Below are 26,565 nucleotides of genomic sequence, written 5' to 3'. Positions count from 1 at the left end.
TGGCTCAAGGTTCGTCCCGTTTCGCACCGTCGAGTTGGCGGTCCGCCAGCGCGGCTTGGGCTTTGCTCAGGGTGATTTCAGCCTTGCTGCGGCCGAAGGTTGCGCGGTTCTGCGCCGCCTTTTCGTCTTTCGCCTGACGCGCCTTTTCTTTGCGGGCGCGGCGAAGATTGACGATCTCGGCCATTCATTTCTTCCGGAAAGCGTCGATGGAAACCACTTTCGCGTCCGCCGGTGCTTCGTCTCGCGGCGCCGGTTCGCGCGGCGCACGGTTCGGTTTGGCAGGCGCGGCCTTGGCCGGCAGCAGGGTCGGCTCGGACGCGGCGCCGCGCGGTGCGGGCGGCGGCGTCTCGGCGAGCTTCACAGGTGCGGGCGCGGGACTCATTTCATCATCGCCCGTTTCGGTTTCCTCCGCAGCCAGCATCTCTTCCTCGTCATCTTCATCGGAGGGGAAGCTGAGCTGGAAGCCGACCGAAGGGTCGCCATATTGCATGATGGCGTCGAAGGGAATGTGGAGCCGCTCCGGAATGCCGCCGAAATGCAGGCCGACATCGAAGGCGGTGTCACCGACTTTCAGGCCGAAGAATTGGTGCTGCAGGATGATCGACATTTCGCGCGGGAAACGCTGGCGCAGCGCCGGCGACATTTGCACGCCCGGCGCGTCGGTGCGGAATGAGATGAAGCAATGGTGTTCGCCGGGCAGGCCATTGCGCTCGACGGTCTCCAGCACGCGTTTGACGACGCTGCGCAACGCCTCTTGCACAAGAAGATCGTAGCGGATGTGATCGGTCACCATATCGTCGCGTGCCCTTGAGAAACCAAGATAAGAAACCAGAAATAAGTGGAGGCTTCTGTTGCCAGGCGCCTCCGGGCCCCGCCTAAGAGTGCTACCCCTTAGGACTTTGATTTCGGTACCGGCACCGCATTAAGCGGCGACAGCAACCGGAGCATAGTTGTCGTTTGCAACTACAAGTTTGACCCGATAACGGCGGTATCATGCCGAGCAAAAGCACACCCTTTACACCCCCCGTCGATCCTATTTCGCCCCCGCCGAAGCGCGCTTTTCTTGGCAACGCGCTTGGGTGGAGGCGCCGGGTACCGCCCCCGGGTCCGAAAGGCTTATTCCGATGACCATTTATCGCCATAGTCCGGCGGGCAAGCCCGCACGGCAAAGCGAATATAGGCGATGGTTATGGCGATTAAAAGGTTGATTGTGCGATTGGCTGGGGAAAGCGAAATTCGTCAAATGCTTGCAAAAAAGCCGGGGCAAGCCCCGGCTTTCAGAATGGAATGTGAGGAGCGGCTTACTTCACCGCGGCTTCATACAGCTCGGCGACATATTCCCAGTTCACCAGATTCTCGACGAAGGCCTTCAGATAGTCGGGACGGCGGTTGCGGTAGTCGATGTAGTAGGAATGCTCCCACACGTCGACGCCCAGAATCGGCGTCGCGCCATGCACCAGCGGGCTTTCGCCGTTCGGGGTCTTCGCGACGATCACCTTGCCGTCCTTGACCGCGAGCCACGACCAGCCCGAGCCGAATTGCGTCACGCCGGCCTGGATGAACTCTTCCTTCGCCTTCTCGACCGAGCCGAGGCCGTCGACGATTGCCTTTTCCAGGTTGCCCGGGATCGCGCCGCCGCCATTCGGCTTCATCCATTTCCAGAAATGCAGGTGGTTGTAATGCTGGCCGGCATTGTTGAAGAGGCCGGCGTTCTTGCCGTAGGAGCCCTTGACGATCTCCTCGAGCGACTTGCCTTCCCACTCGGTGCCTTTCAGCAGATTGTTGCCATTGTTGACGTAAGCAAGGTGGTGCTTGTCATGGTGGTATTCCAAGGTCTCCTTGGACATATACGGCTGCAAGGCGTCGTGCGAATAGGGCAGATCGGGCAGAGTAAAGGACATGACGGGCTCCTCGATGGGCTTTGGTGGGCTTTTCGTAATGACTGGACAGCCGTATTATTAGGGCTGCCAAAGGAGGGTACGCCCACGTATTTAGAGACATGTGGGGCGCCTAGCAACCGGGCGCCGACACGATTAAGCCATTCTTATTTATTTGTGCCTATGGTTAATCGGCCCGTTTTGTGTGGGTCTGCCGACGATTATGGAACCTGCCGTCCATGATCGGATGCCGTCCCGAAAGCCCGACCAGGGAAAAACTATATGAACTATCTCGTTTTGATTTTCGGCTTGGCTTTAATGGCGTTCGGGGCCGCTCTCGCCGCGCTGGGTGTGTGGACGTGGCAGGATTGGCAATACACGCTTGCCGGAACAAATCTGTTTGCAGCCGGCGCCGTCGTCTCCGCGCTTGCCGCCGTGGTCGCGCGCCTCAATATGCTCATCGCCGCCGTTAATCGGCAGCGATCGATCGTCACCGCACCCGCACCGCCGCCCCCGCAAGTTGCGGTCCGTGCGCCGGTACCGCCACAGGTCGCGGTCCCTGCGCCGGCGCCGTCCGGTCTTACTTCGCCCGAACCCTTCAGCCTTGCCGCGGCTCTCGGCGTTTCGGCCGTGAGCGGGACCTTGGCCAATCAATTCATGGACGCGCACGAACCGGTTGAGCCGGCGGCTCATGCCGAACCTGCGCCGCATCTCGAAAAGGAGCCCGAAGACCAGGCGGAATTGCCGATGTTCGATGCGCCGCCCCATACGGAAGAGGCGCCTGACAGCCCGTCCGACGTCCACGTTGAAGCCGAGGCCCACGCCGAGGAACGTCCGCCCGCGATGGAGGAGCCGGCGGCCGCCACGGAACACGTGCATCACGAGGAGCCTATCGAAAGCCACGCCGAAGCGCCGGCGGAAGAGGTGGAGCAGCACGCCGAGGAGATCGTGCCGGCACACGAGGAGCACGAAGCCCCTGTAGAAGAGCCGCTGGAAACCCCTTCCTTCGCCGTATCTGAGCGTCACGCGCCTCCTGTCGACGAGCCCGCACAGCAGCATGATGAGCCGCACAGCCACGGCGAACCGCAGATGCCACCGGTTCCGCCGCCGCCGCGCCACGAGCCGATCACACAGGCGCCGGTCGCTTTCGCGGACGATGCCGACAAGATGGATTGGCTCGACCGCGCCCTGTTAGGCGGGGACGAAACGCCGCCGGCACCGGCTCCCGTGCCAAAGGCCGAAGTGGAAAAGGACGAAGAGGAAAAGGCTGCAGAGCCTGTGGTGCCGACCCAGGAAAGCGAGACGCCGCCCGAGCCCGCCGCTGCGCCGGAGCCGCCGCACCCCGTAGAACCGGAGCACCCCGCAGAGCCGCCGCGGCCCGCACCGCCGCAAGAGCCGTTCGTCGTGCGCCGTGCACCGGAGCCGCCGGTGATCGGTCGCTACGATGCACATGGCAATACGTACGTGCTCTATGCCGACGGGTCGATCGATGCGGAGACGCCGAACGGTACGTTCCGCTTCAAGTCGATGGCGGAATTGAAGAGCTTCATCGAAGATACGATGAATTAGAGCATTTTCCAGAAAAGTTGTTCGACTTTTCGGTTAAGAACCGAAGGTCCGCGCAGCGAAAATGCGACAAAACAAAAAGTTAGAGCATTTTCCGATTCTGAAAGAACGGAAAATGCTCTGGGGAACGACCCTCCCTTCTCCCGCACATTCGCGCGGGGGAGCGACAGCGTCGTTCAGCGCTCCTTGTCCCACGCTTCCTGCGCGCAAGCCAACGCGAAGGCATAGATCAGCGCCACTTCCTCCAATTGCTTGAACCGGCCCGAAGCGCCGGCATGGCCTGCGTCCATATTGGTCTGCAGCAGCACCGGGCCACCGCTGGTCATCGTCGCGCGCAGGCGGGCAACCCATTTCGCCGGCTCCCAATAGGTGACGCGCGGATCGGTGAGACCGGCGAGCGCCAGAATTGGCGGATAGACTTGCGCCGTCACATTGTCGTAGGGCGAATAGGATTTGAGCCGTTCGAAAGCTGCCTTGTCGGCGATCGGATTGCCCCACTCGAGCCATTCCGGCGGCGTGAGCGGCAAAGTGTCATCGAGCATCGTATTCAGCACGTCGACGAAGGGCACGTCGGCGACGATGCCTGCGAACAATGCCGGCGCCATATTGGCGATCGCGCCCATCAGCATGCCGCCGGCGCTGCCGCCATGGGCGATGATGCGCCCGCGCGCCGTGAAACGCTGCTCGGCGAGCGCCCCGGCGACATCGATGAAGTCGCGAAACGTATTGGCCTTGTGCTCCATCTTGCCGTCGAGATACCAGTTCCAGCCCTTGTCGGTACCGCCGCGAACATGCGCGATGGCATAGATGAACCCGCGGTCCACGAGCGAGAAGCGGTTGCTGTTGAAAGCGGCCGGCATCGAAGAGCCATAGGCGCCGTAGCCATAGAGTAATAGCGGCGCGCTGCCGTCGATCTTGGTGTTGCGGCGATAGAGTAGCGAGACGGGCACCAGCGCACCGTCGCGCGCGGTCACATGCAGCCGGCGTGTGACATAGTCGGCGGGATTGTGACCGGATGGAATGACATCGCGCTTGCGCAAAGTCCGTGCGTGTGTCGAAACATCGTAATCCCAGATCTCTTCTGGCGTCGTCATCGACGAATAGGAAAAGCGGATGATGCCTGCGTCATATTCCAGCATCGTCTCCAACCCAAGAGAATAGGCCTCTTCGTCGAAGGCGATGGCCGTATCGACGCCATCCGCGAACGGCGTGATTACGATGCGCGGCAGGCTGTTCTCGCGCTCGAGCCGGATCATGAAGGTGCGGAACACCAGCCCGGTGACGATGAGGCGGCCCGGCCGGTGCGGGACGAGATCCTGCCAATGGGCGCGGCCCGGCGTCGCGACCGGCGCGGTTACAATCTTGAAGTCCACCGCGTCATCCGCATTGGTGCGGATGATGAGACGGTCCTCGTGATGCTCGACATCGTACCGGACGCTTGCCTCGCGCGGCGCGACGCGGACGGGCTTTGCGGCAATATCGTCCAGATCGAGCAGAGAGCATTCCGACGAATCGTGATCGCGAACCGCGATGACCAGATAGGCGCGCGATTGGGTGCGGCGAATATGGACGAAAAAGGCTGCTCCCGGATCGTCGAGAATCAATTCGTCGTCGGCGCTGGGCGTGCCGAGGCGATGGCGGAACACGCGGGCCGGGCGATGATTCTCATCAACGCGGACGTAGTAGAACGCCGTGGCATCACTCGTCCAGACGACTGAGCCCTCGGTATCGTCGATCCGGTCGTCCAGGTCCTCGCCGGTCGCAAGGTCGCGAATGCGCAGGGCATAGAGCTCCGAGCCCTTGTCGTCGGCGCTCCAGGCCAGCAGCCGATGGTCGGGCGAATGTTCGGCGTCGCCGAGATCGAAGAATTTCTTGCCCTTGGCCACGGCGTCGCCGTCGAGCAGGATCTCTTCTCGATCGGTGCCCTTGGCCCGGCGGCAAACGAGCTCGTGCTCGCCGCCTTCGCGATGGCGGCCGTAATATTCGTAGCTGCCGTCCGGCGCGGGAACTTCGGAATCGTCTTCCTGGATGCGGCCGCGCAGTTCCTTGAGGAACGTTTTGCGCAGATCGCGATAGGGCGTGAGCATCGTATTGGCATAGGCGTTTTCGGCGTCGAGCAGCGCGCGGATATCGGCCGGCAGGCGGGCGCGATCGCGCAGGACTTCCTGCCAGTTCGGCGCCTTGATCCAGGCGTAATCGTCCGCGATCTCGATGCCGTGGCGCACGAAGGGGGCAGGGCGGCGGGCGGTCTGCGGGGTTTTGGGAAGTTGCTTTGTCATGGCACCGGTTGATGGCTGCGGGATGGATTGCGCCGTATAGCAGGGCGCTCGGTCGGTACATATAGGGGGCCTGAAGCGGCCTCGCCTATCCGCTCGCGTTACTTTGTGGCCGGATTAAAAATAATTTAGAATTTCCGTTGGTGCGGCTTTCTTGAGTTTTCGCGGAACGCATTTCCTCCACATTCAGTCGCGATGGTGCGGACTTTATTAGGTATTGAATTGAGCATTATACTTAAGTGCAATCATATTTTAATTGATTACAAACAAGGTCAGGTTTAAACAGATCGTGCTTGATCACGATCACCCGAGATGGAAACGGATTACTTTAGCGGTTCAGTTGCCGGGGGGCACCGGCGAGCAAAGCGCATGTATTTCGCTGGTTGATTGTTCCAATTCTTACAGAGTCACGGGGAATGGGCATATGGCAGGAACAACGCATTCTGAAGATTTCATCGAACTGGCTGCGGATATCGTTTCCGCCTATGTCAGCAACAATCCGGTGCCGATGACGGAACTGGCGAATCTGATTGGGGATGTGCACGCGGCGCTGTTGCGCGTCACCCAAGGCACGGCGCCGCCGCTGCCGGTGGAGCCGCCCAAGCCAGCGGTATCGACGAAAAAGTCGATCACCAACGAATATATCATCTGTCTGGAAGACGGGAAAAAGTTCAAATCGCTGAAGCGGCATTTGCGCACGCAATACAACATGTCGCCCGAACAATATCGCGAGAAATGGGGCCTGCCGCCGGACTATCCGATGGTCGCACCCGCTTATGCGACCGCCCGCTCCAACCTGGCCAAGCAAATGGGCCTCGGGCAGAAGCGCCGCCGCCGGGGCAAGTGATCCGCATCGGTTTGTCTTGAACTAAGTGGGCCGGATGCAAACGAGGTTTTGCATCCGGATACTCAGTTTATACCGGCGGTCGTAAGCTTTCATCTATCAGAGGGCCACACTGTCATCCCGGGCTTACCCGGGATGACAGTCGCCGATGTTATACGGGTCCGAGGCAGGGGCTGATATATATTATCATATTGATTTATTGGGGGATTATTTTCTTTTCCTAAGAGGTAATAAATATAAACGTCTCTCTTAAGCGGACCAACAACGCAGAACTTCGAGCCTTATCCGAATCCGAGGTATTTTATATTATTACTGTAAATCAATAGGTTGTCTTCTCCTGTCGCTCACGCCGGTCCTTCCGCCATCGCAAGCGCCTTGGCCGCATCTGCCTTGATCCGCTCCACCATTGCGCGCACGCCATTGGAGCGTTGCGGCGTCAGGTGCTGGTCGAGACCGATACGCTGGAAGATGGCGCCTGCGTCGGTGCGCAAAATCTCGCGGGCGCTGCGATTGCCATAGATGGCCAGAATGATGCGAATCAGCCCCTTGACGATATGGGCGTCGCTGTCGGCGCGAAAATGCAGCACCGGCTCGTCGTCTTTGCCGCCGACGGAGGTATCGAGCCAGACCTGGGAGGCGCAGCCGCGTACCTTATGCGCGTCGGTGCGCGCCGCTTCGGGCAAGGGCTCAAGACCTTTACCAAGGTCGATGATATGCCGGTAGCGGTCTTCCCAATCATCAAGAAATTCAAGGTCTTCGATAATCTGGTCGATGGTCATGGAGGTTTCGTCTTTGAGGTCCTGGCTGCTCTCTCCTACGCGAGCCCGCGTCCCATGGAAACCAATTTTAAACCATAACGGGCATTTTGCCTGCGGTTTGGTTGTGGGGGCCACAAAAGCGGACAGCCTTTAGGGTTCATTTAAGCGATTGGGTGCCAACGTCCAGGCCATGATGGGCCAGTATCGGTCCTTCTGGTTCTTCGTCGAGGTCTCGTTGCGTCGTATTTCGCACATCAAGCACATGGCCGCATCCTTCGCGCAGAAGCTCGCACCCGCCGCCGCGCGCGCGCCGCGGGCTATTGGCGAGGCCGATACGGCCGGGCTCATGGGCGATGTGGTGCTGTGGCACGATGCGTCCGGTGCGGTGGTTGCGGCCAATGACCGATGCGGGCCGGTGTTGGGCCTCGATGTTGCGACGCTTCTCGGCCGCGGCCTGTTCCATCGCGTCCACGTGGCCGACCGGCCGAAATTCCTGACCCTTTTCGCTGCCGGCGAAGCGGCCGACGGCGTCGCATGCGGCACGTTCCGGCTGCGCACGCTGGAGCGGCCCAATGCATCGGCCGGCTATGTCGAGCCGGTTTTCATCGTCGCCGAGATGCGGGTGCGGCATTTGCCGCAGTCGAACGTTGCGGGCGCGATCATGGTTTCGGTGCTGCGCGACGTCACCGACGCGGCGCGGCGGCGGGAGGAGATGGAGAGCGCCCATCAACTGGCACTGCGGGCGCATCAATGGAAGGATCATTTCCTCGCCAACGTCAGCCACGAATTGCGCACGCCCCTCAATGCGATCATCGGTTTTGCCGAATTGCTGTCGCACGAGGAGTTGATGCCCTGTTCGCCGGAGAAGCAGCGCGAATATGCCCGCATCATCCACGCGTCGGGCGAGCATCTCCTCTCGGTCGTCAACACCATTCTCGACATGTCGAAACTCGAGTCCGGCAGTTTGGAACTGGTGCCGGAGGCCATCGCGATCGCGCCGCTCGTCGATTCGTGCTGCGACATGGTGAGCCTGCGTGCGGCGCAAGGCGGCCTGGCGCTGGTCAAGCACCTGGCGGACGACTTGCAGGACATGATCGCCGACCGTCGCGCGGTGAAGCAGATCCTGCTCAATCTGCTTTCGAACGCGGTCAAATTCACGCCGCAGGGCGGCACCGTGACGGTCGCGACGCGGCGCGAGGGCGCCTCCTTGCGGCTCGAAGTGCGCGACACCGGCATCGGCATGGATGCGCGGGACAAGGATCGGGCGGGCAGCCCGTTCTTCCAGGCGCGCGCCTCCTATTCGCGGCACAATGAAGGCACGGGCCTTGGCCTGTCGGTGGTGCGCGGGCTCGTGGATTTACATGGCGGTTCGATCGCGATCGAGAGCGCGCAAGGTATCGGCACGAGCGTCGTCATTCTCCTGCCGCTTGATTGCCGCATTGCCGTGCCGACGAAGGTCGATACTTTGTCGGCGCACAAGCCCCCCTTTTCCAAAATGGCTTTGGCCGACAAACCGACGGTGAAGAAAATTGCGTGAAGCTCTTGCCCGCGCCGACCACGATTACGTGCTTGCGGCCGACCCCAAACCGAAATCCAAGCCGAAGCCGAAGCCGAAGGCGGCCAAGAGCCGCAAGACGAGCGGCGGTGATGCGGCATCCTGGTTCGCGCGGTGGCGCAATAACCCCGGCCAAGCGATCGGGATCGTCGCCTTTGCCGGCTTTTTCGGCGCCGTCGCGGTGAATGCACTGGTGTTCCAAAACGGCCGCTCCGCCGCGCCCCCGCTGCCGCCCGTAGCGCCGCAAACGCAAGCAGCTGCGCAATCGCCGACGGCCAACATGCCGCCGCTCAGCACACTCGCGACTGTGCCTGTGCCGCAAGGCTTTGTGCATGCTGCCGCTGCCACCGTCGCCGCTGACGAACCGCAAGCGCCCGTTGCAGCGCCGACGGCGCAGCCGGCGCGCCGGCCAGTTGCTGTGCCCCAGCCTGCTGAGACGCATCAGCACGACGCCATTGCCGATCTCTTGAACGGCGGAGCGCCGTCGGCGCGCCGGCCAGTCGCTGTGCCACAGCCTGCCGAGACGCATCAGCGCGATGCCGTTGCCGATCTGTTGAACGGCGGAGCGTCGCCGTCGCAACCGGCGAGCAGCGCCGCAAGCCCCAATAAGAATGTGCTTGCAGCACAGCGCGCATTGACGAAATTGGGCTTCGCCGTCCCCGCCACGGGCACGGCGGGAGCTGCGACCCGTCAAGCGGTCGAGAAATTCGAAAAGTCGCGTGGCCTGCCGCCGAAGGGCGAACTGACGCCCAAGATCATGCGCGAATTGGCCGCTGCGTCAGGGATCGCCATCAACTAGGCGTTAGCGATGAGGCTGCGATCGGACTTTTGGGTATCCGCCTATATCCGCCGCTGCGAAACCGCCGGCGCATCCGCCTATCTGCGCCGGCGCGGCGCGGCGGAGGCGGGTGCGATTTTCATTCGCGTCGACCGTCTCGACGGCACCTCGTGCTTGTTCGGCCCTGCGCCGCAGACGGAATTTGCCGAAGAGTCCGTCGAGCGGCGCTGGGTCCGCATGCACGACGCGCCCTGGCTCGACAATCCAGAGATCGAGCAGAGACTGCAGCGCGAAGTGCGTTTTGACACAGATTTATGGATCGTCGATGTGGAAGATCGCGAAGGTCGATCATTCCTCGACTGATCGGTTCGCGCTCACATTGGACCGTTGTCATAACACTTTTGGTCGGGAAATCGCGCTAGACACGCATTTTCTATCGACATTTCCATTTTTTAAATCGATGTTAACCAGCGCGCTCTGTAATCACGCCGACTGATAGGGGCCGCCGCCGGATTTGCTGTACCAAACCTCGTCGCGATTTTGCGATCTGCCGCGAGCAGGATGACGGGAGCATAGCATGGGCGAACTGTTGCTGTTCAGACCAAGGCCGCGCCGCCCAGGCGCAGCGCCGCTTGGCCAGATGGTGGAGGCGGAAATCCTGTTCTTCACGGGCGTGCGCTATGTCCGCGACGACGAGGCACGCGTCACGATCGATGCGCCGCCGCCGGGGCCGCAAAAAGGCCCGGGCAAGGATGCACGCCGCAAGAAACGTCCCGCTTAAGTTTTTAGTTCGTTGGCTCGTCATGGCTGGTTTCGCAGCCAAACGCATCCAATTCAGCTTCCGCTTCGGCATATTGGCTCACGCTTGAGCTAAGCGCCCGCACCACCACGAAGCCGCGCCGGGTCGGCGAAACGATCCGCAACTCCTGCACCGGTTCATCGTCGGATTCCTGCGCCTTGATCGCATCAAGCTGATCCTGCGTGACCACGAGTGCGCTCAAACGGCCGCGCGTCGCGGCTTGATCGGTGACCGCATAGAAGACGATGCCGCGCCGGTTGTGAAATGAGGCCGAAACGAACCCGTCGCGCGAGACCGTGCCGCTCAACCGCAGCGGACCTTGATCGAGATCATAGGGGCAGACTGCTTCTGCGAGGGCGGGATCGCGGAATACGGTGAGCGTCTCTCCCGGCCGCGCGGCCGGCAGATGTTTCAGCGTATTGACCGGCGCGAGCGCCGCCATGCGCGCAAACGAATCCGCGGGCGCGACGCGCGGCAGGAGCAGGACCGAGGCAAGATGCACGCCACCGGCAAGAATGACCGTCGCGAGAATCCATTGCAGGAGCGAGAAGAAATCGGGCCGCTTCATGATGCGCATTCCGTCATGATGCGCACTCCTGGCGCTCAATCTGCGGCAGCGCGATCTCAGGGCCGGCTGCGGTCGTCGCACTCATCGCCGTGTCATAGAGGCGCAGCATCAGAACGAAATCCGCGTTGCGTTGCACCGGCAACCAATTGCCCGGCTGCACTGCAGGCGCGACGGCGATCTCGATCGGCGCATTGACCTGACGCAAAATCTCTTGCGAGGTGAAGTTGAGCCGATGCGCTGCATTGTCGACGAGTTGTCCCGAAGGCGTGAGCGCGGTCAATGTCCAGTAGCGGGCCGCGGGCAATGCGCCGACTACATGATACGTGCAGTGCCCCGATAAAAGCGCGCCATGCGAGTCCGTGCGTGCGAGAAACGACAAACCTTCCGCGCTGCCGAGCGTGAGTTCGCCGGAGCGCGCGAGAGCAGCGGTCGCATAAGGATCGACATCATCGGTGCCGACTTTCGGCCAGGCCGTCCACGGACCCGATTTCAACGCGCTGAATCCGTAATCCTGTCTGATCGAAAAGAACGTCAGCGCCAGGCCCAGGCATGCCGCGATAATAAGACTGGAGAAGATGCGCAGGAGACCCGACACGTGCGTGTTCTTCCTCGTGGTTCAGCGCACGGCCGGCGCCGTTGGCGCGGGCCGTGCCGTCTCGATCGTGCTCTTGCCGCTCATCAGCCGGCCGATGGCATCAATGGCGTCGATGCTGCCGCGCGACAAGGTCGCGACATGCGCGTCGCCGTTCGGATTGGGGGAGCTGCTCGCAGCAGACGCGTTTGCCGCCATGAGCGGATTGACCGGGATCGGCGGCTTGCCGGGCAGGGGTTTCAGATCGAGCGTCTGATGCGCGAAGGTCATAATTTCGTGCCACGACTGCGCGGGCAATGTCCCGCCGGTCATGTTGGCCATCGGCGTATTGTCGTCGTTGCCGAACCACACCGAGCAAACGAGATTGCCGGTGAAGCCGTTGAACCAGGCATTGGTCGAATTGTTCGTCGTGCCGGTCTTGCCGGCGGCCGGAATACCGTCGATCTGCGCGGCGCGGCCGGTGCCTTCGGTCACCACATGGGTCATGATGTCGACCATCTCCGTCGCTTTGTCGGCCGGAACGACCTGATCGGGTTTCGGCCCATCATTCGCGTAAGTGTAGACGACCGTTCCGCTCGAATTGCGGATCTCGACCGCCGCATGCGGCACCTCGTGCTTGCCGCCGCTCGCGAGTACGGAATTGGCAGCGATCATGTCGATCATCTTCACCTCATCCGCGCCGACGGGAAGCGAAACGGTGTCGTTGAGCGGCGTCGTGACGCCCAACAGCCGCGCGGTCTCCACGATCTTGTTGCGCCCGAGCGTCGCGATCTTGCTTTCGTTGTAGGTGCGGTCCTTCGGCCAATAGACTTCGCCGATCTTGACCGACATGCGGATCGCGGCGGTGTTCAAGGATTCCGCCAGCGCTTTGTAAAGTGGCAGGCGACCAGCGCTCTCGCCATGATAGTTATTGACGCAATAATCGCCGATGCAGATGCCGGAGGCGTCGACGATCGTGTCCTTGTGATATTTGTCAGTCAGCAGCGCGGTGAGATAGACGAAAATCTTGAACGAGGAGCCGGGCTGACGCTGCGCGTCGGTGGCGCGGTTGAACTGGCTTTCGCCGTAATCGCGCCCGCCGATCATGGCGCGCACCAACCCATCCGGTTCGGCGACGACGGTTGCCGCTTCATGCGCGTGATAGGCCGGCGCTTTCATGCGCAGCATGTCTTCGAGCACCGATTCCGCTTTGTCCTGCAACGCCATGTCGAGGCCGGTGCGCACAGTGAGCACTTTGGAACCGCCAAGCTTGCCCTGCAGGGCGAGCTGCTTCACTTCGTTGAAGGCGAAATCAAGATACCAGTCCGGCGTGTTCTCGACCTTGCGGTCGACCGGCGTCGCGGGGTTCTTGCGCGCCGCATAGACTTGGCCGGCGGTGAGGAAGCCGGCATCGACCATGAAATCGAGCACGTCGCTGGCACGGGCGCGCGCGGCCGGCAGATTGGCGTGCGGCGCATATTTCGTCGGCGCCTTGAACAGACCGGCGAGCATGGCGGCTTCCGCCAGGCTGACGTCCTTGATCGATTTGCCGAAGTAGAATTCGGCCGCCGCCTCCGCGCCAAAGGCGCCGCCGCCCATATAGGCGCGGTCGAGATAGAGTTTCAGGATTTCGCGCTTGGAGAAATGCCATTCGAGCCAGAGCGCGATGAAGGCCTCGTTGATCTTGCGCGTCAGCGAGCGCTCGTTGCTCAGGAAGAGATTCTTGGCCAATTGCTGGGTGATGGAAGAGCCGCCCTGCACGACGGTGTTGGACGAGGCGTTGACCGTCAGCGCGCGGAAGGTACCAATCACGTCGATGCCGAAATGATCGTAGAAGCGCCGGTCCTCGGTCGCGATCACCGCTTTGAGGAAATAATCGGGGAATTGGTCCAGGGGCACGGAATCGTCGTGCCGGATGCCGCGCTTGCCGACCTCATTGCCGTAGCGATCGAGAAACGTGACGGCGAGATCCTGTTTGTTGAGCCAATTGGGGTCGCTGGTCAGTTCGAAGGCTGGCAAGGCCAAGGCGAGGAGGGTGAGGAGGCCCACGGTGCCGAGATTGACGCTTTCGCTGGTCAATTCGAGGAGCCACCGTTTCCATCCGGCGGCATGGAAGCGGTCCATGAAGGTCGCAAAACGATTGTAGGTCTCGCGCGAGCGCACGCCGCCGTGGTAGAAGGCGGCGGTCAGCCACGCGTCGATCGCGAGCAATCGGCGGGCGATCCGCTCGCGCAGATTGGAGTGGCGAAAGGCGTCAAACACCGCGATCAGATCCTCTCAACGCCGGATATCTTATTCTGATCATTTGTCTTTCCCCACGCAAGCCGCTTTGGCGGCAAGGGACGGACTGCGATTCCACTTTTGCGTCGAAATGCGCTAGGCATGCGTGAAAGCTTCGGAATCAGCCCATGACCATTCGCCACCATCTCGACGATCTACCACCGCTTGCCGCCTATAATGTGACCTCCATCGCGATCGATACCGAAACTTTGGGGCTGAATCCCTTACGCGACCGTTTATGCGTCGTGCAATTGTCCCCGGGGAACGGCGATGCGGATGTCGTGCAGGTGCGCCGGGATGGGCCGGTTCCGCGCAACCTCTTGGCGTTGTTGGAAAATCCTAAGATTACCAAGATTTTCCACTATGCCCGTTTCGATCTCGGCATCCTCTACAAAACCTATGGCGTCATGCCCGGGCCGGTCTATTGCACCAAGATCGCCTCCAGACTCGTGCGAACCTATACCGATCGGCACGGATTGAAGGATCTGGTGCGCGAATTGCTGGGCGTCGAGCTGTCGAAGCAGCAGCAATCGTCGGATTGGGGCGCGGACGTACTGTCCGAAGCGCAATTGGCCTATGCCGCTTCCGATGTCCTGCATCTGCACGCGCTCAAGACCAAATTGGACATGATGCTCGCGCGCGAGGAGCGAACGGATCTAGCGCAGGCCTGTTTCTCCTTTTTGCCCGCGCGGGCGAAGCTCGACCTGATGGGTTGGCCGGAAATCGATATTTTTGCCCATCAGTGACACGCCAAAGTCGACCCTGGGCTTCTCGCAATTTGCCGCGAGATGCCTATGTCAAAAACACAAATGGCCGTGTATATTACCCGCCTGCACTTAAAATCCGGCGCATTGCCGACCGGGCCAAGAGGCGTGCGGTGCCTTAACTTCGCCACCTCTATCTGGCTGAAGAGAGTGGCGGGCGATCGGGCCCGATATAAACTTAGGGACATTCGATATTCATGAGTGAGGTTGCCGGCCATCGCGGATCCCCAGAGCTTGCCCCCGAGGGCGGGTTCCTGTCGGCTGGCGACCGGGCGGGCGCCTTCGCCGCGGCCGCGCGCCACACCGCGCGCGTGAAATTTTTGCGCCGGGTGATTCTCGTCGCCTCGGTCGCCGGAATTTTGGGGCTGCTTTGCATCGCGATTTTCGATCCATTTGGCCCGGTGGCCACCGATCAGCCGACGACCGATCACAAAAACCAGACTCCCGATAAGATCACGATGGAACTGCCTGAGCTCAAGGGCGTGCGCAAGGACGGCCGACCCTACAATGTGACGATGAAATCGGCGGTGCAGGATACCCATAAGCCGAATGTCTTCGAATTGAACGTGGTTGACGCGAAGCTTGGCATGGCTAATGGCAGCACCGCCCATGTGACCGCTCCAACCGGGGAATACGACCAGCCGCACGACATCATGCGGCTCTATCAGGACGTACACGTCATCAGCGACGATTATCAGGTGACGATGAAGAGCGCGACGGTTCAGCTCAAGGCCAATGAGGTGAGTTCGGACGAACCGGTGCAGGTCATCATGCGCAGCGGCACGATCAATGCCGATCGGATGCACACGATGGACGGCGGCAAGGCCATCACTTTCGAAGGCAATGTTCACTCGGTTTTCACGTCCGCAAGTGATACTGCCGATGCCAAGCAAAATCTGAATGGAACTGTTCAATGATGGGTCGTATTTCGTGGGTGTCCGGTATTTTGTTGGCATCTGTTTGTTGGAATTTTCCTCTCGCGGCACAAACATCTGACGGAACTGCGGCCAAGCAGCGCCAAGTGATCGCGCAGGAGACCGGCGCCAAACCGCCGGCAAAGCCTGCGAAGAGTAAGGGCGGGTCCGGCATCATTCCGGGGGGCAATTCGAAAGACCCAACGAATATCACAGCCGAAAAGCTCGACTATTTCGATAAGGAATCGAAGCTCATCTATTCGGGCAATGTCGTCGCGATACAGGGCGAGTCCACGCTGAAAGCGCAGCAGCTCATCATTTACCTGGAACGCCAGGACCAGCCGGCCGGCACCAATGGCGCCCCGTCGCCGCAGCCAGCCAATGCGAATGCGCAGGGGTCTGGCGATTCCCCGCCGGCATCGGGCCAGCAGGTCAAGCACATGGATGCGAGCGGCGGCGTGACCGTCATTCAGAAAGACCAGGTCGGCACCGGCGAGACCGGCACTTATGACAAGCCGAGCAACACGGTCACGTTGCATAACCACGTGGTGCTGACGCAAGGCCCCAACGTGACGACGGGCTGCAATCTCGAATACAATCTGGATTCTGGCCAAGCCAAGGTAACGCCGTGCGACGGGCAGCCGGTCCATAGTCTGATGGTGCCGGGGTCGCAAAACGACACAGCGAACGGGGCCGGGGCCAAAGGCGGATCAGGGGCGAAGCCGGCCGCAGGCGCGGCAAAACCGCCGGTGATCAAGCCGAAACCTGCCGTGGCGAATTAACAGTGATTTGAGGCGCATAAACGTGACGGACACAATGGAAAGCCCTCCGGGCCAGGCCAAGGGACAAGCCGCGCAGCAGCCGAATGCCGACGAGTTGCAGGCGGAGCAAGGCTATTGGCCTTCCGAACCCGCCTTGACGCCCGAGGCCGTGGCCGAATATGCGCACGCCCAGCACCGCGAATTTCAGCAGCAGCCGGATCTTGCGCCTGAGGAAATGGGCCAGGGCACGCTGGCGGCGTTCAATCTGGGCAAGACCTACAAGGGGCGCCAGGCCGTCAAGAACGTCAGCATGTATGTCCGGCGCGGCGAAGCGGTTGGGCTGCTCGGTCCGAACGGCGCCGGCAAAACCACTTGCTTTTACATGATTACCGGGCTGGTGCGGCCTGATAGGGGCGCGATCACGCTGGACGGCAATGTCGTGACCTATCTGCCGATGTACCGCCGCGCGCGCCTCGGCATCGGCTATCTGCCGCAGGAAGCCTCGATCTTCCGGGGCTTGAACGTCGAGGACAATATCCTCGCGGTGCTGGAACTCACCGTGCGCGACAAGGACCAGCGCCGGCAGGAGCTTGAAGACCTGCTTGACGAATTCGACATCAAGGGCCGCCGCAAGGCGCCCTCGATCGCCTTGTCGGGCGGCGAGCGCCGGCGTCTCGAAATCGCCCGGGCGCTTGCGGCGCATCCGTCGTTCATCCTGCTCGACGAGCCTTTCGCCGGCATCGACCCGATCGCGGTCGGCGGCATTCAGGACCTGGTGGCGCAGCTCAAGCAGCGCGGCATCGGCGTGCTGATCACCGACCACAACGTGCGCGAGACGCTCGGCCTCATCGACCGGGGCTATATCATGCACGAAGGCGCGGTTTTGACCCAGGGCTCGGCGGACGACATCATCGGGAATGCCGACGTGCGACGCTTCTATCTTGGCGAAGATTTCCGTTTATAATACCAAAGGTCGCGAGAAGCGACCTTTGGACCACTCTTCGTGACCGTTGGTATAAGGTCTCGAACCCCTGTCATCCTCCACTTTTCGGGTATGGACTCGGCCGCTTTTGTCGCTGGCCGCCGGCGATTTCTTGCTGTAAGCAAGAACCGGGCCGTTCGGCTCGGCATCCGCTTCGGCGGCAAGACAATATGTTCAAGAGTAAGGGTGGATGGCGCTTACGACACGCTTGATGCTGCGCCAGGGGCAGTCCCTGGTCATGACCCCGCAATTGCTGCAGGCGATCAAGCTGTTGCAACTGTCCAACATCGAACTCGCCACATTCGTCGAGGCGGAACTGGAGCGCAATCCCCTGCTTGAACGCGCCGAGGAAGAGGGTGGCCGCGAGACGGAAGCGGCCGAGCCGGATTGGAGCGAGCAGGCGGGCGAGGGCGCGCCGGACGGGCCCAGCGAAGCCTGGAATGTTGAAGCTTTTTCCGCCGATCACTCGGCGCTGGCGCGGGACCTTGGCGCGGAAACCGGCAATGCCTTTGATGCCGACCGGACGCAGGCGACAGTGGAACGGGCGGAATTGCCCGACGGCCTCGGCCTGTCGGCGCAGGCCTGGACCGGTACGCCGGGCGGCGACAGCGAAACCGCCAATGTCGAAGCCTATGTCGCCGCCGATCTGACCCTCGCGGAACATTTGGCCGCGCAGCTTTCCGTCGCGGTCGACGATGCGGTCGCGCGGATGATCGGCCGCAGCTTGATAGATCACATCGACGAAAGCGGCTATCTGACCGCCGATGTCACCGAAATCGCCGACCGGCTCGGAGTTGCCTCGGAGCGCGTCGAAGCCGTGCTCAAAGTGGTTCAGGCCTTCGATCCCGTCGGCGTCGGCGCGCGGCATCTGGCCGAATGTCTGGAGATTCAGCTGCGCGAGAAGGACCGGTTCGATCCGGCCATGGCGGCGCTGATCGGTCATCTCGATCTCTTGGCCAAGCGCGATTACGCCGCACTACGGCGTCTTTGCGGGGTCGATGACGAAGACCTTGCCGATATGGTCAAGGAAGTGCGCCGCCTCAATCCGAAACCTGGCAACGCATTCGGCGCCGCGCCGATCCAGCCGGTCGTGCCGGATATCTACGTGCGCCCGGGGTCCGATAGATCATGGCATGTCGAGTTGAATTCGGACGTGCTGCCGCGCCTGCTCGTCAATCAGAGCTATTACGCCAAGATTTCCGTCAAGAAGACTGCCGACGAGGACAAGAGCTTTATCAGCAATTGCTTGCAGACGGCGAATTGGCTGACGAAAAGTCTGGAGCAGCGGGCGCGCACCATTCTGAAGGTCGCGACCGAAATCGTGCGGCATCAAGATGCGTTTCTGGCGCAAGGGGTTGCGCATCTGCGGCCCTTGACCTTGAAGACGGTGGCCGATGCCATCGGCATGCATGAATCCACCGTCTCGCGCGTGACCAGCAACAAATATATGGCGACCCCGCGCGGCCTGTTCGAATTGAAATATTTCTTCACCGTCTCGATCGCCGCATCCGAGGGCGGCGAGGCGCATTCGGCCGAAGCGGTACGGTTCCAGATCAAGCAGATGATCGATCAGGAAAGTCCCAACGCCATTCTGTCGGACGACGCCATCGTGCTGAAGCTGAAAGCGGTGAACATCGACATCGCGCGCCGCACCGTCGCGAAATATCGCGAAAGCTTGCGCATTCCCTCATCGGTCGAGCGCCGCCGCGAGAAACAGGTGATGACGCGAGGGTGAACGGAGCGGGGCCTTCCAGGCCGCGCCCCTTTCAAATCAGCCCCTCAACACCTGCTTATCCGCCACGGTCGAATCCGCGTTCAGCCGGTAAACCAGCGGTACGCCGGTATCGAGTTCCATGGATGGAATCGTCTCCGGCGTCAGGCGGTCGAGCACCATGACGAGCGCGCGCAGCGAATTGCCGTGTGCCGCCACGATCACGCGCTCGCCGCGCAACACGCGCGGCAGAATTTCCTGCGCGTAATAAGGCAGAACCCGCGCCACCGTATCTTTCAGGCTTTCGCCGCCGGGCGGCGAGACGTCGTAGGAGCGGCGCCAGACATGAACCTGCTCCTCGCCCCAGCGCTTGCGCGCGTCATCCTTGTTGAGGCCTGAGAGATCGCCGTAATCGCGCTCGTTCAACGCCTGGTCCTTGAGCGTCGTAAGGCCGGACTGACCGAGCTCGCCGAGCACCAGTTTGGCGGTGTGCTGCGCACGGATCAGCGCCGAGGTGAAGCACACGTCGAACGAAAGGCCCAGCGCCTTCAGTTTCTTACCGGCACTGATCGCCTCGTCAACGCCTTGCGGCGACAGGTCCGGATCCTTCCAGCCGGTGAAAAGATTCTTGAGGTTCCAGTCGCTTTGACCATGCCGCACGAGCACAAGAAGACGATCCATGTCTCACCTTTGGTTGGAAAAGATCAATTATCACTGCGTATCATTGAGGCCGAGCACGTCGGCCATGGAATAGATGCCGGGCTTCTTGCCAAGTCCCCACAATGCCGCACGCACGGCGCCATTCGCGAACAGGCCGCGGTCCTGCGCTTTGTGGGACAGCTCGATCCGCTCGGACGGTCCCGCGAATGTCACGCTGTGATCGCCGATCACTGTGCCGCCGCGCAACGTGGCAAAACCGATATCGCCCGAAATGCGCGCGCCGGTATGGCCGTCGCGGCTGCGCACCGAATGCTCCTCCAGCGCGATGCCGCGCCCTTCCGCCGCCGCTTCTCCGAGCAGCAATGCGGTGCCGGAGGGCGCATCGATTTTCATGCGATGGTGCATTTCGACGATTTCGATATCGAAGTCTTCGCCTAAGGTCCTGGCGGCACGCTTGACCAGAGCCGCGAGCAGATTGACGCCGAGGCTCATGTTGCCGGAGCGGATGATGGTCGCGTGCCGCGCGGCCGCTTCGATCTTGGCCGAGTCCTCGGTGCCGAGACCGGTGGTGCCGATCACATGCACAATCCGCGCTTGTGCCGCGAGCGCGGCAAATTCGACCGTTGCAGCCGGGCGGGTAAAGTCGACGACCCCTTGCGCATCGACAAAGGCGGCCAGTGCATCGCTCGTCACTTTCACGCCGATATCGGGAATGCCCGCGAGCGGCCCGGCGTCCTGGCCGAGAAAGGGCGATTGGGGCTGCTCAACGGCCGCATGCAGCATGACGCCGGGCGTCTCGTGGATAGTTTTAATCAGCATGCGCCCCATGCGCCCTGCCGCACCCACAACCACCAAACGCATATCGGACATCGTCAGCTTCCCGTTTCTGTTGCGGGCAGTCTATAGCACGTCCACGAGGCGAGGGAAGACGGTGCGGCATCGCGGCCAAAGTGACGACGTGCCGGGGGCGCAAAATCTGTTAGGCTGGTGCGTGAGATCGGGGGGCGGAAAATGAAAATGCCGGTGTATCTCGTTCGATGCATGGCGATCATCGCAGTTGTGGCGATTCCCGTTATGGCCATGAGCGCGGAAAAATGTCCGAAAGGCGATGCGCCCATCGACTCGGAAGATGTGCGAGCCGCACATGGCTGTCTCGCTGCCCACAAGCTTCATGCAGCTTGCGCTTGGGGTTCGAGCGGCGATGCCTTTCTGTCCGAACCGGTCCTCGACAAATGCGAGGCGGGGTTTCTGCCGCACCTGACTGCGGCCCAAAAGCGCATTTACGAAGCGCGACGCGCGCGATGCAGCGATCGATATCCGACCGATCAGAATCTCGGGACCATCCAAATCTACAAATTCAGCATGTGCGCGGAGGATCTGGCTGCGACCTATTTCAAGGCTGCGGCCAAAGGGCGCTTGCGGCAGACGCCACGCTGGCGGGTGCCGCATATTTCGGATTAACCCTTAAAATCCCGGTGGCAGAAAGCCGAATTTGCTGCGGCCGACCGAAACGCCGACGCCCATGCGCAATTTGTCGGTGACGTCGAAATCGACGCCGGCGCCGACGGTCTGCGCCACCGCGACATCCTTGCCGTTGATCAGGGCATTGACCGAATCCGTCGTGTTCAGATAGCCGCCGCGCGTCTCCGGATGGGCCAATACGACGCCGGTCGTCACATAGGGCTGGACCCGGCCGAGATCGTAGCCCACCTTCACATTGGCCGTGCCATATTCGAAGCCCCTATAGGGGCCGTTCTTGAACACGCTAGGCGAATAACCCGCCGATGCGCTGACGCCGACGATGATGTTGTTCGCGAATTCGTGATCGTAGCCCGCATAGCCTCCGCCGCCGAAGCCGCCCTTCACGCCCTTGCCGCCGGAAAAGCCGAAGACTTCGGTGCCGACATAGAGGCCCTGCCAAGGCGATTTCTTGGCCGAATCTGCAGGCGGCTGCAATTGCGCGAATGTAGGGAGCGGCTCGTATGGGGTCGCCGTCTGGGCCTGGGTGGGACTGGCGAGCATCGCCAAAGCGAGAAAGAGCGTGGTGCGAACCGTCATATGCGCCAAGTCCCTGAAAGCAGGCCCAAAACGTGAGAAGCCATTATCAAGTCGATGAAAGTGGCGTCAAAATGACATGGGTTCGCGGATCGGGCAAGGCGATGGCAAAACTCACCACACGCCCGGCACCAGGCGGTACGGTGTCGTCTTCATATAATCGGCATAACCGGGCAAATCCCGCATCAGGAGCTTCTCCTCGTCAAACAGCCGCCAGATAATGGCAAAAACCATGGGAATCATGCCGATGAGGCCCCACCACGAGCCGAGCGCGAGCGGCATGCTGAGCAGCAGGGCGAGGCCGCCGGAATACATCGGGTGGCGCACCAGGGCATAGGGGCCGGTGGCGATGACCGTCTGGCCGGGGACAATACCGACCGTGGCCGACGCGAAGCTGTTTTCGCGATACACCAAAAAGACGACGATGAGTCCCTGCGCGACCAACACCTCGCCCAGAACCACGACGGTTACGGGCATGGCCGACCAGTGCCAGCGCTGATCGAGTGCCGGTACGACGAGGAGCGAGACGAAACCGACGGCGGTGATGGATTGAATGATCTTCTGGCTCGCGCGCTGTTCAGCAAACGGTCCGGCGCGCAGACGGCGTGCGAGAAGCGCCGGGTCATGCCGCATCAAATAAAGGGTCAGCGCCAGACTGCCGCCGCCGAACAGAAGAAGGAAGATCCAGGCTTGCCAATAGGCTAACGTGCCTGCGGGAAAGAAGAGCAGGGCCGCGATCACAAGAAGAACGATGGCAAGGCCGTTCAGCGCGCGTCTGTTCTCAGGCAACATGCGTGCAATATAGCATATAAGAAGAGCATCCGCGCAAAAAACTCTCCAAGATTTGACACGATTACGATTTAGACGTTTCGTCCCATAATGCGAATCAGTTGCGTACTCATTTGACGCGACCAGCCCACTAGGTGAAGGCGGCGTCCGCATGAAATGGGCCGGCGCCCCCGAGGAGAGTGATGGCTGGGTTGAAGAGGTTTATGTTTACCGGACAAGTGGCTGCTTGTGCGGTGATCGCATCGCTAGCCGCGGCTGCGGCACAGACCGGAAATCGGTTTCAGATCGAAGGATTGGCGCCGGGCGACAAGGTTCTCGTCAATTCGAGCGTCTATGCCGATTATAAATGCGGGCCGAGCAAATTCGAGCCGGACGTCTATTGTACGCGGGTGAAGCGTGACGCCAATTCGGCGCGCGGCACGACGACGACGGCGATTCTGCACCGGCCATCGGGCGAGGTTCTGTTCATCAGCAACACGACGACGCCCCTCACGCTGAGCGGCGAAGAGATCGATTCCGAAATCAACCGGCTGAACCGCATTTTCGGATCGCAGCCGCATGTGGTCATGCCGCCCGACAACGTAAGATCCGACAACGATGCCGCGCTCGTGACCTGGGGCAATATCCGTTTGCGGCCGATCGATGCAGCCCTGCGCCAGACGATTCTCGCCGGCGGCACGATCAATCAGGGCTTTCTCGTCGACCATCTGAACGACCTGAAGAAATCGATTTCCGAAGGCTTGCCGGTCTATCAGATCGAAGGCGGGCGCGGGTTCATTTTTGCCGCCAATTGGGACCGCGACGGCCGCGGCACAATCGCGACGCGCTCGATCGACCAGGCGGCGCTGCAGCCGGACGTCGACAGGCTCGCGCTCAGCATTTCGCAATTGCAGGCCGATATCCGCGGCGATCTCACAAAGCTGAAAGGCACGCCGCAGGCGGGCGCGACGCAAGCGCAAATTGCCGGATTGAGCGAAGAATTCGCCAAGCCGGAGGTCAGTTCCGATCGCGCCAAATTGCAGGGCCTGAAGCAGCGCCTGGACGCTCTGGCCGCTGAGCCGCCGGCCGCCGCGGTGCCTGCGCCTGCGCCGGTGCCCACGCCGCCGTCACCCCCGCCGGCTGCAGCCGTGCCGATTCCGCCACCGGCGCCGCCCGCGCCAGTCGTGGTGACGCCGCCTCAACCGCCAGCGCCGCGTAGCGAGGAGATTAATGCCCAGGCCGAGGCTGCGACGAAGGCCCGGGACGACGCGGTCCGCGTCCAAGGCGAACTGCGCACGAAAGCCGAAACGGAAACCAAGGCGCGCTCGGAAGCCGAGACCCGGCTGAAAGCCGAGCAGGCGGCCCGCCAGAAGGCGGAAGGGGCACGTCAGAAAGCGGAAAGTGAAGTGCTTGCCGCGCGCGATGATTTCCAAAGAGCGATGACGCAAGTGCAGACCGCTGAAGAGGACCGGCAGCATTTCGAGAATTACTTCTATGCCGCGCTGCTTGCATTGGCTGCCGTTCTGGTTGGCGGCGGCGGCGCCTTCTGGTCGCTGCTGCGCCGGAAGCCCGCGCCGGTCACGGTTGTGGCGCAGCGCCGGGCGCCGAGCTTTGCCCTGTCGCCGCCGCTGATGGCCCCGGTGCCGCCGCCGCCCGTCCCGCCCGCGCCGAAGGTCGAGCCGCCGCCGGTCGCACAAGCGGCCGCTGCCGATGAGGATAAGGACAGCGCGAACGAGGCTACCGCTCCGAGCGACGAGAGCAAACCTGAGGCCGCGCCTGCGCATAAGGAAGTTGCTGCGCCGGAACCCGCTGCGCCGCCGGAAGAGACGTCCGTAGCGCCGCCGAAAGCCCTGCCGCCGAAACGCGGGTCGGGCCGCAAGGGCGGGCGGAATGCGAAGGCTGCGGAAGGCGGCGACACGGGCAAGACGCCCGATGAGACGGTCGTGCCGAACGGCGAAGGCAAGTGACAAGACACGCTTCGCCGTTCGCAGTGCCATGAGGTTTCGGATACCGGCGGCAGCACATTCGCTGCGGCCGCCGGAGCCGGTCTATCCCGGCTGTGGGCCGTCGTAGCCTTCGACAATCATCACGTCAGCGGTCGAGTGCGGCAGGCGCTTGGCCATGGCCGCCGCATATTCGGGCGATTCGTAACAGGCAAGCGCGGTCGCGTAATCCTTGAATTCAAGCACGACCGTGCGTGCCCGGCTCGCACCCTCTTTCACCACATGCGTGCCGTTACGCACGAGAAAACGCGCGCCATATTTGGCGTAAACCTCAGCGTTGGCGGCAAGGTAGGATTTGTACCCGTCGGGATCGTGAACGTCGACATGGGCAATCCAATAGGCCTTGGCCATCTCACGCCCCTTCGACCAGCATCATGTCGGCCACCGCGATGCCGATGCGATGCTTGATGGCGGCTTGATATTCGGGTGAATAATAATAGGTGCGCGCCTGGTCGTAGGAGTCGAATTCCAGCACCACATTGCGCATCCGGCCTTCACCCTCCAGGATCTCGCAACGGCCGCCGCGGGCGAGGGCCTTACCGCCATATTGCGCGATCGCAGCGGTCGCGGCAGCGGCATAAACTTTATAGGCCTCCGGATCCAACACGCTGACACGGACGACAATATAACCCTTCGCCATTGATTTTCCTCCATTTTTGCGCTTCTCCGACCGGGCGGCAGGAAAAGTTTGGCCTAGCGCCATGAAATCGTCATGGGCCATCCCTATATAGTCCATCAAGTCTTTCCCGGGTCCCCACTCGGCAAAGAAAATGAAGCACCGGGCCGGATGTACGCCCGGTGTTTTCTTTTTTGGGTCATGTGCCGGACGGCGAGATGTCCGATCATAACCCTATTAAGTTATTTACTGCGAAGCGGCCTCTCCCCACCATCGACCTTCTTCAATAGCCTGCTGAGATGTGTTGAGGGGAATGATTGCATTTGTGACCGACAACGCCCGTCAGCGCTCAAAAGGCTCGTCGCAAGCGCGTTCAGCGCGATGGCGGTTTATTCAAGCGTGATCGTCGATATCCGTGGTTTCACCTCGGCGCGGCCATTGGTAGAAAGACCAATGGCGCGGTTCGCTCATCACCCAAAATGTATGAGAGATTGAAATAATGGTGCCTTTCGCCGTCGCTGGCGTACAGATGTCCGTCCCTTCGGGCCAGGATAATACGGCCGCCGTAGTCGAAACCCTTGCTGGCGTGACCGCCCATTTTCCGTGGGTGCAAATGGTCGTGTTCAGTGAGTTGGCGTGCTGCGGTCCCCTTCCCACCAATCCCGTTTCCCTGCCCGGTCCCGAGGAGGACCGACTTTGTGAAGCCGCGCGCCGCGCCGGCGTGTGGCTCGTTCCAGGCTCGATCTTCGAGCGCGGCGCCGATGGCGCGCTGTACAATACCTGTCCTGTGATCGATCCGAACGGCTTCGTCGTGGCGCGCTATCGCAAGATGTTTCCGTTCCGCCCTTACGAGCGCGACGTCGTCGGCGGCACGGATTTCTGCGTGTTCGACGTTCCCAAGATCGGCCGGTTCGGCTTGTCGATCTGCTACGACATTTGGTTCCCGGAGACGACGCGGCAGCTTGCCGCCATGGGCGCGGAAGTGCTGCTGCATCCGGTCCTGACGCCGACCATCGACCGCGACGTCGAACTGGCGATCGCCCGCGCGACCGCCGTCCAGAACCAGCTCTATGTGATCGACATCAACGGCCTCGGCGCGGGCGGCATCGGCCGTTCGGCGATTTTCGATCCGGCGGGCGCGGTCGTCTACCAGGCAGGCGGCCAGCGCGAGATTCTTGCGACCGAGCTCAATCTGGAATTGGTGCGCCGGCAGCGCGAATTCGGCCTGCACGGCCTTGGCCAACCGCTGAAGAGTTTTCGCGACCGGCCGACCGATTTTCCGGTGTACAATCGCCAATCCGGCGCGGACGCCTATCTGCACACGCTGGGTCTGCTCGAGATGCCGCAACGCGGGTCGATGGCGGGCTTGAATGTCCCGCTTTACAATCAGAATATCGCGGAACAGCAGAGCGATACGTTGCAATTTCAGTGGCGTGTACCGCCGCTGGCGATCGAATGA

28 protein-coding genes and 1 other RNA gene are annotated in these 26,565 nt (G+C 61.5%); 14 read left to right on the top strand and 15 right to left on the bottom strand.

The window, feature by feature from the left end; all coding sequences use genetic code 11:
- Positions 1 to 4: 4 nt before the first annotated feature.
- The 4 genes from V9T28_RS15410 to V9T28_RS15395 all read right to left on the bottom strand — a co-directional run bounded on the left by V9T28_RS15410 (position 5) and on the right by V9T28_RS15395 (position 1,901).
- Complete coding sequence (locus tag V9T28_RS15410; RefSeq protein WP_116399946.1) at positions 5 to 184, bottom strand: DUF4169 family protein; 180 nt, start codon at positions 182 to 184, stop codon at positions 5 to 7.
- Positions 185 to 793, bottom strand: a complete 609-nt coding sequence (locus tag V9T28_RS15405) for an SspB family protein (RefSeq protein ID WP_116399945.1) — start codon at positions 791 to 793, stop codon at positions 185 to 187.
- A 44-nt stretch (positions 794 to 837) separates the two neighbouring features.
- Positions 838 to 1,206: a transfer-messenger RNA gene (gene ssrA, locus V9T28_RS15400) on the bottom strand.
- A gap of 95 nt (positions 1,207 to 1,301) precedes the next feature.
- Entirely contained in the window at positions 1,302 to 1,901 is a 600-nt protein-coding gene (locus tag V9T28_RS15395) for a superoxide dismutase (protein ID WP_116399944.1), read from the bottom strand.
- A 258-nt stretch (positions 1,902 to 2,159) separates the two neighbouring features.
- Between V9T28_RS15395 and V9T28_RS15390 the strand changes: the two genes are divergently transcribed.
- Positions 2,160 to 3,446 carry a hypothetical protein gene (locus V9T28_RS15390; RefSeq protein WP_116399943.1) on the top strand — a complete coding sequence of 429 codons (1,287 nt, stop codon included), beginning with the start codon at positions 2,160 to 2,162 and terminating at the stop codon, positions 3,444 to 3,446.
- 173 nt (positions 3,447 to 3,619) lie between these two features.
- Here V9T28_RS15390 and V9T28_RS15385 read toward each other — a convergent pair whose 3' ends face one another.
- Positions 3,620 to 5,722 carry a S9 family peptidase gene (locus V9T28_RS15385; RefSeq protein WP_116399942.1) on the bottom strand — a complete coding sequence of 701 codons (2,103 nt, stop codon included), beginning with the start codon at positions 5,720 to 5,722 and terminating at the stop codon, positions 3,620 to 3,622.
- A 421-nt stretch (positions 5,723 to 6,143) separates the two neighbouring features.
- Here V9T28_RS15385 and V9T28_RS15380 point away from each other — a divergent pair, with 421 nt between their 5' ends.
- Entirely contained in the window at positions 6,144 to 6,566 is a 423-nt protein-coding gene (locus tag V9T28_RS15380; RefSeq protein WP_116399941.1) for a MucR family transcriptional regulator, read from the top strand.
- 341 nt (positions 6,567 to 6,907) lie between these two features.
- Here the strand turns inward: V9T28_RS15380 and V9T28_RS15375 are convergent, their stop codons facing one another.
- A complete protein-coding gene (locus V9T28_RS15375; protein WP_116399940.1) occupies positions 6,908 to 7,342 on the bottom strand; it encodes a SufE family protein in 435 nt (144 codons plus the stop codon).
- A 148-nt stretch (positions 7,343 to 7,490) separates the two neighbouring features.
- On the opposite strand from V9T28_RS15375, the gene V9T28_RS15370 reads away from it, so the two are divergent.
- The 4 genes from V9T28_RS15370 (at position 7,491) to V9T28_RS15355 (ending at position 10,435) form a co-directional block, all read left to right on the top strand.
- A complete protein-coding gene (locus V9T28_RS15370; RefSeq protein WP_116399939.1) occupies positions 7,491 to 8,858 on the top strand; it encodes a sensor histidine kinase in 1,368 nt (455 codons plus the stop codon).
- Positions 8,851 to 9,675 (top strand): peptidoglycan-binding domain-containing protein, encoded by an 825-nt coding sequence (locus V9T28_RS15365; RefSeq protein ID WP_116399938.1) that lies wholly within the window; start codon positions 8,851 to 8,853, stop codon positions 9,673 to 9,675. Before V9T28_RS15370 ends, V9T28_RS15365 begins: the two co-directional genes overlap by 8 nt.
- A gap of 9 nt (positions 9,676 to 9,684) precedes the next feature.
- Positions 9,685 to 10,017: a DUF1491 family protein gene (locus V9T28_RS15360; RefSeq protein WP_116399937.1), complete on the top strand. Its 333-nt coding sequence runs from the start codon at positions 9,685 to 9,687 to the stop codon at positions 10,015 to 10,017.
- Between the two features lie 214 nt (positions 10,018 to 10,231).
- Positions 10,232 to 10,435 carry a hypothetical protein gene (locus tag V9T28_RS15355; RefSeq protein ID WP_116399936.1) on the top strand — a complete coding sequence of 68 codons (204 nt, stop codon included), beginning with the start codon at positions 10,232 to 10,234 and terminating at the stop codon, positions 10,433 to 10,435.
- Between the two features lie 4 nt (positions 10,436 to 10,439).
- Here V9T28_RS15355 and V9T28_RS15350 read toward each other — a convergent pair whose 3' ends face one another.
- From V9T28_RS15350 to V9T28_RS15340, 3 genes are read right to left on the bottom strand one after another with little or no spacing between them, the layout of a single operon-like run.
- Positions 10,440 to 11,021: a DUF1254 domain-containing protein gene (locus V9T28_RS15350; RefSeq protein WP_147306405.1), complete on the bottom strand. Its 582-nt coding sequence runs from the start codon at positions 11,019 to 11,021 to the stop codon at positions 10,440 to 10,442.
- Between the two features lie 13 nt (positions 11,022 to 11,034).
- Positions 11,035 to 11,616, bottom strand: a complete 582-nt coding sequence (locus V9T28_RS15345) for a DUF1214 domain-containing protein (RefSeq protein WP_116399934.1) — start codon at positions 11,614 to 11,616, stop codon at positions 11,035 to 11,037.
- A gap of 21 nt (positions 11,617 to 11,637) precedes the next feature.
- The gene (locus tag V9T28_RS15340) at positions 11,638 to 13,854 is read right to left on the bottom strand and encodes a transglycosylase domain-containing protein (RefSeq protein WP_116399933.1); all 2,217 of its coding nucleotides are present in this window, start codon (positions 13,852 to 13,854) and stop codon (positions 11,638 to 11,640) included.
- 146 nt (positions 13,855 to 14,000) lie between these two features.
- Here V9T28_RS15340 and V9T28_RS15335 point away from each other — a divergent pair, with 146 nt between their 5' ends.
- The 5 genes from V9T28_RS15335 (at position 14,001) to rpoN (ending at position 19,028) form a co-directional block, all read left to right on the top strand.
- The gene (locus tag V9T28_RS15335; RefSeq protein ID WP_116399932.1) at positions 14,001 to 14,618 is read left to right on the top strand and encodes a ribonuclease D; all 618 of its coding nucleotides are present in this window, start codon (positions 14,001 to 14,003) and stop codon (positions 14,616 to 14,618) included.
- Between the two features lie 215 nt (positions 14,619 to 14,833).
- Complete coding sequence (gene lptC / locus V9T28_RS15330; protein WP_116399931.1) at positions 14,834 to 15,553, top strand: LPS export ABC transporter periplasmic protein LptC; 720 nt, start codon at positions 14,834 to 14,836, stop codon at positions 15,551 to 15,553.
- Between the two features lie 104 nt (positions 15,554 to 15,657).
- The gene (locus tag V9T28_RS15325; RefSeq protein ID WP_245424022.1) at positions 15,658 to 16,332 is read left to right on the top strand and encodes an LptA/OstA family protein; all 675 of its coding nucleotides are present in this window, start codon (positions 15,658 to 15,660) and stop codon (positions 16,330 to 16,332) included.
- Positions 16,333 to 16,366: 34 nt separating this feature from the next.
- A complete protein-coding gene (gene lptB, locus V9T28_RS15320) occupies positions 16,367 to 17,275 on the top strand; it encodes an LPS export ABC transporter ATP-binding protein (RefSeq protein WP_116399930.1) in 909 nt (302 codons plus the stop codon).
- A gap of 208 nt (positions 17,276 to 17,483) precedes the next feature.
- On the top strand, positions 17,484 to 19,028 hold the full coding sequence (rpoN, locus tag V9T28_RS15315) for an RNA polymerase factor sigma-54 (protein WP_116399929.1): 1,545 nt from the start codon (positions 17,484 to 17,486) through the stop codon (positions 19,026 to 19,028).
- Positions 19,029 to 19,064: 36 nt separating this feature from the next.
- Here rpoN and V9T28_RS15310 read toward each other — a convergent pair whose 3' ends face one another.
- A complete protein-coding gene (locus tag V9T28_RS15310; protein ID WP_116399928.1) occupies positions 19,065 to 19,685 on the bottom strand; it encodes a 2,3-bisphosphoglycerate-dependent phosphoglycerate mutase in 621 nt (206 codons plus the stop codon).
- A 30-nt stretch (positions 19,686 to 19,715) separates the two neighbouring features.
- Complete coding sequence (gene dapB, locus V9T28_RS15305; protein WP_199500075.1) at positions 19,716 to 20,525, bottom strand: 4-hydroxy-tetrahydrodipicolinate reductase; 810 nt, start codon at positions 20,523 to 20,525, stop codon at positions 19,716 to 19,718.
- Positions 20,526 to 20,675: 150 nt separating this feature from the next.
- Here dapB and V9T28_RS15300 point away from each other — a divergent pair, with 150 nt between their 5' ends.
- Positions 20,676 to 21,125, top strand: a complete 450-nt coding sequence (locus V9T28_RS15300) for a hypothetical protein (protein WP_147306404.1) — start codon at positions 20,676 to 20,678, stop codon at positions 21,123 to 21,125.
- Between the two features lie 3 nt (positions 21,126 to 21,128).
- On the opposite strand, the gene V9T28_RS15295 is transcribed toward V9T28_RS15300, so the two are convergent.
- Both V9T28_RS15295 and V9T28_RS15290 read right to left on the bottom strand, forming a co-directional pair.
- Positions 21,129 to 21,722: an outer membrane protein gene (locus V9T28_RS15295; protein ID WP_116399925.1), complete on the bottom strand. Its 594-nt coding sequence runs from the start codon at positions 21,720 to 21,722 to the stop codon at positions 21,129 to 21,131.
- A 111-nt stretch (positions 21,723 to 21,833) separates the two neighbouring features.
- Positions 21,834 to 22,511 carry a methyltransferase family protein gene (locus V9T28_RS15290; RefSeq protein WP_116399924.1) on the bottom strand — a complete coding sequence of 226 codons (678 nt, stop codon included), beginning with the start codon at positions 22,509 to 22,511 and terminating at the stop codon, positions 21,834 to 21,836.
- A gap of 200 nt (positions 22,512 to 22,711) precedes the next feature.
- On the opposite strand from V9T28_RS15290, the gene V9T28_RS15285 reads away from it, so the two are divergent.
- Positions 22,712 to 24,454, top strand: a complete 1,743-nt coding sequence (locus V9T28_RS15285) for a cell envelope integrity protein TolA (protein ID WP_158554744.1) — start codon at positions 22,712 to 22,714, stop codon at positions 24,452 to 24,454.
- Positions 24,455 to 24,535: 81 nt separating this feature from the next.
- Here the strand turns inward: V9T28_RS15285 and V9T28_RS15280 are convergent, their stop codons facing one another.
- Both V9T28_RS15280 and V9T28_RS15275 read right to left on the bottom strand, forming a co-directional pair.
- Complete coding sequence (locus V9T28_RS15280; RefSeq protein ID WP_116399920.1) at positions 24,536 to 24,841, bottom strand: DUF1330 domain-containing protein; 306 nt, start codon at positions 24,839 to 24,841, stop codon at positions 24,536 to 24,538.
- 1 nt (position 24,842) lies between these two features.
- Positions 24,843 to 25,130, bottom strand: a complete 288-nt coding sequence (locus tag V9T28_RS15275; RefSeq protein WP_116400296.1) for a DUF1330 domain-containing protein — start codon at positions 25,128 to 25,130, stop codon at positions 24,843 to 24,845.
- A 505-nt stretch (positions 25,131 to 25,635) separates the two neighbouring features.
- Between V9T28_RS15275 and V9T28_RS15270 the strand changes: the two genes are divergently transcribed.
- Positions 25,636 to 26,565, top strand: a complete 930-nt coding sequence (locus V9T28_RS15270) for a carbon-nitrogen hydrolase family protein (RefSeq protein ID WP_199500051.1) — start codon at positions 25,636 to 25,638, stop codon at positions 26,563 to 26,565.

Origin of the sequence: Methylovirgula sp. 4M-Z18, from assembly GCF_037890675.1 — a bacterium.
Classification (GTDB): Bacteria; Pseudomonadota; Alphaproteobacteria; order Rhizobiales; family Beijerinckiaceae; genus 4M-Z18.
The sequence above is the reverse complement of the archived record's forward strand: the minus strand, read 5'-3'. Positions and strand labels throughout refer to the sequence as shown.

What these genes read in the sequence shown, in the direction of transcription:
- V9T28_RS15375 (WP_116399940.1), bottom strand. Translation starts at nt 7,342, where the DNA reads ATGACCATCGACCAGATTATCGAAGACCTTGAATTTCTTGATGATTGG.
- V9T28_RS15410 (WP_116399946.1), bottom strand. Translation starts at nt 184, where the DNA reads ATGGCCGAGATCGTCAATCTTCGCCGCGCCCGCAAAGAAAAGGCGCGT.
- V9T28_RS15270 (WP_199500051.1), top strand. Translation starts at nt 25,636, where the DNA reads ATGTCCGTCCCTTCGGGCCAGGATAATACGGCCGCCGTAGTCGAAACC.
- V9T28_RS15350 (WP_147306405.1), bottom strand. Translation starts at nt 11,021, where the DNA reads ATGAAGCGGCCCGATTTCTTCTCGCTCCTGCAATGGATTCTCGCGACG.
- V9T28_RS15290 (WP_116399924.1), bottom strand. Translation starts at nt 22,511, where the DNA reads ATGTTGCCTGAGAACAGACGCGCGCTGAACGGCCTTGCCATCGTTCTT.
- lptC (WP_116399931.1), top strand. Translation starts at nt 14,834, where the DNA reads ATGAGTGAGGTTGCCGGCCATCGCGGATCCCCAGAGCTTGCCCCCGAG.
- V9T28_RS15395 (WP_116399944.1), bottom strand. Translation starts at nt 1,901, where the DNA reads ATGTCCTTTACTCTGCCCGATCTGCCCTATTCGCACGACGCCTTGCAG.
- V9T28_RS15300 (WP_147306404.1), top strand. Translation starts at nt 20,676, where the DNA reads ATGAAAATGCCGGTGTATCTCGTTCGATGCATGGCGATCATCGCAGTT.
- V9T28_RS15355 (WP_116399936.1), top strand. Translation starts at nt 10,232, where the DNA reads ATGGGCGAACTGTTGCTGTTCAGACCAAGGCCGCGCCGCCCAGGCGCA.
- V9T28_RS15405 (WP_116399945.1), bottom strand. Translation starts at nt 793, where the DNA reads ATGGTGACCGATCACATCCGCTACGATCTTCTTGTGCAAGAGGCGTTG.
- V9T28_RS15280 (WP_116399920.1), bottom strand. Translation starts at nt 24,841, where the DNA reads ATGGCCAAGGCCTATTGGATTGCCCATGTCGACGTTCACGATCCCGAC.
- V9T28_RS15275 (WP_116400296.1), bottom strand. Translation starts at nt 25,130, where the DNA reads ATGGCGAAGGGTTATATTGTCGTCCGTGTCAGCGTGTTGGATCCGGAG.
- V9T28_RS15390 (WP_116399943.1), top strand. Translation starts at nt 2,160, where the DNA reads ATGAACTATCTCGTTTTGATTTTCGGCTTGGCTTTAATGGCGTTCGGG.
- V9T28_RS15310 (WP_116399928.1), bottom strand. Translation starts at nt 19,685, where the DNA reads ATGGATCGTCTTCTTGTGCTCGTGCGGCATGGTCAAAGCGACTGGAAC.
- V9T28_RS15285 (WP_158554744.1), top strand. Translation starts at nt 22,712, where the DNA reads ATGTTTACCGGACAAGTGGCTGCTTGTGCGGTGATCGCATCGCTAGCC.
- V9T28_RS15335 (WP_116399932.1), top strand. Translation starts at nt 14,001, where the DNA reads ATGACCATTCGCCACCATCTCGACGATCTACCACCGCTTGCCGCCTAT.
- V9T28_RS15385 (WP_116399942.1), bottom strand. Translation starts at nt 5,722, where the DNA reads ATGACAAAGCAACTTCCCAAAACCCCGCAGACCGCCCGCCGCCCTGCC.
- lptB (WP_116399930.1), top strand. Translation starts at nt 16,367, where the DNA reads ATGGAAAGCCCTCCGGGCCAGGCCAAGGGACAAGCCGCGCAGCAGCCG.
- V9T28_RS15360 (WP_116399937.1), top strand. Translation starts at nt 9,685, where the DNA reads ATGAGGCTGCGATCGGACTTTTGGGTATCCGCCTATATCCGCCGCTGC.
- V9T28_RS15295 (WP_116399925.1), bottom strand. Translation starts at nt 21,722, where the DNA reads ATGACGGTTCGCACCACGCTCTTTCTCGCTTTGGCGATGCTCGCCAGT.
- V9T28_RS15380 (WP_116399941.1), top strand. Translation starts at nt 6,144, where the DNA reads ATGGCAGGAACAACGCATTCTGAAGATTTCATCGAACTGGCTGCGGAT.
- rpoN (WP_116399929.1), top strand. Translation starts at nt 17,484, where the DNA reads ATGGCGCTTACGACACGCTTGATGCTGCGCCAGGGGCAGTCCCTGGTC.
- dapB (WP_199500075.1), bottom strand. Translation starts at nt 20,525, where the DNA reads ATGCGTTTGGTGGTTGTGGGTGCGGCAGGGCGCATGGGGCGCATGCTG.